Annotated in this window: 2 protein-coding genes; one reads left to right on the plus strand and one right to left on the minus strand. The window is 43.7% G+C overall.

Annotation, left to right across the window (positions count from 1 at the left end):
- The first annotated feature begins 277 nt into the window (after positions 1-277).
- Entirely contained in the window at positions 278-880 is a 603-nt protein-coding gene (locus tag E0D98_RS23715) for a transglycosylase SLT domain-containing protein (RefSeq protein ID WP_077785958.1), read from the plus strand.
- A 296-nt stretch (positions 881-1,176) separates the two neighbouring features.
- Here E0D98_RS23715 and E0D98_RS23720 read toward each other — a convergent pair.
- A partial coding sequence (locus E0D98_RS23720) for a DUF932 domain-containing protein (RefSeq protein ID WP_131891190.1) occupies positions 1,177-1,908 on the minus strand: 732 nt, incomplete at its 5' end.

The raw sequence follows: 1,908 nt of genomic DNA on the forward strand, positions 1-1,908 counted from the left end.
TATGCATATAGTGTTTACAAGTAAGAAAGACACTCCTAGCAGCGCCTCTAGGATCATCCTATAAAAAAATGCGACCCGGCGCTAGGGGTGCCCCTAATATATATCGATGTTTTTCATGAAAATTGTCAGTACTGATCCTAATAAGGGTCGCCATAGGGTCGTAACAGGATCGCCAACGACTCTCTATTTAATAATTCAGAATTATTAAATATAAATAGCATTTGTTAATTGCATGATTTAAAACGCAAATCAGCAAAAACTTGTTTTTGCGTAGTGTGTGGTGATTTTGGTGGTGAGAACCACCAACCTGTTGAGCCTTTTTGTGGAGTGGGTTAAATTATTTCCTGATGACGTCACCAGAGGTGAGAAAATGAGAAAATGGCTTCTGACGATCTGCCTGATGTTTATAAATGTGACCTGCAAGGCTGGTGATTGCTTTGATCTGGCTGGCAGAGATTATAAAATTGACCCTGACTTGCTGAGAGCAATATCATGGAAAGAATCCCGTAACCGGGTTAATGCCATCGGTATTAACCCGGTTACGGGATATGGCAGTGGACTTATGCAGGTAGATTCCCAGCATTTTAACGAACTGGCCCGCTATGGAATTAAACCGGAACATCTGACAACAGATCCCTGCATGAACATTTATACCGGTGCTTATTATCTGGCAATAGCCTTTAAAAAATGGGGCGTCTCCTGGGAGGCCGTTGGTGCATACAATGCCGGATTCAGGAAGACCGAACGCCAGAACCAGAGACGTCTTGCCTACGCATCAGAGGTTTACCGGATTTATACCGGGATAAAAAGCAGTAAAGGTATCCGGATTCCGGTCACGAAGAAATCACTTCCGGAAATTAACAGCGTGCAGAACAATTAATCTTACAGACATTGTCAGATACCGGTTATGCCGCAAACGCGGCATGGAAGGCCACACACAAAAATATCATATGAGTGATAATGCTGACTGGCCGAAGCCCCGCAAAGCGGGAACCCATCTTATATATATCCGGTAACTGCGCAGCCTCCTGCCAGACCATTTTTCGCGGGCACAATATTTACAGACTACCGAAAAGCCAGTTGATGAAATTGAGGCATCCCAGACGACATATCAATGCCGCATAATGATAATATAAGTAAAGCCCCGAAAAAATTTTCGGGGCTTTACTTATATTATCATGACTTCCACTCCCTGAACTGTTCGGCAATCATCCATAATGCTTTGTTGATTCGGATATCACCATCAATACCCGTAATGCCTCTTGTCCTGGTATTTTTACCGGAGGCACTTCGCCCCGGCAGTCCACCTTTTATCATATTCTCCTGAACCCGCTGCCAGGTTGTCCAGAGATCGTTCTGTTTATCCTCCAAACGACGGGGAGTAATTATTTGTTCAGGCGTCACTGGTGTTTTATTTTCATCTTCATACCTGACCATCAGTGCAGCTCTGCCAAATAAATGTTGCTCGTCACTGTTAAGATGTATTTCTTTCATCGCCTCCATATTTTCAGTGACCTTATCAAAGACACCGAGCACTTCATACGCTCCCTCAATAACCTGCCCGACAATATCGCCTTTATGTGGAACGCGGATTTCGCCAAAATTATTTCCGCACACCAGACCATTTGTGCAGACAAAACGAAAAATTCCTGGGATCATCTGATAACTGGATGAACCATCATGTGAATTAAGCAGGATAATTTCAGGAACTTCCTGCCCGTTAATATGCTCTTCCCTGCGAAGACGTAACATATGTTTACTGTATTCGCGGCGTCCCAAATCCCGAACCCGACTCTGACAGGCAAAGAACGGCTGGAAACCTTCTTCACGTAACTTATTGATGATATTGATTGTTGGAATATATGTATAACGCTCACTCCGGGATTCATGTTTATCACCGGAAAATAC

Source organism: Escherichia sp. KCJ4928 (assembly GCF_004352695.1).
Taxonomy (GTDB): domain Bacteria; phylum Pseudomonadota; class Gammaproteobacteria; order Enterobacterales; family Enterobacteriaceae; genus ECMA0423.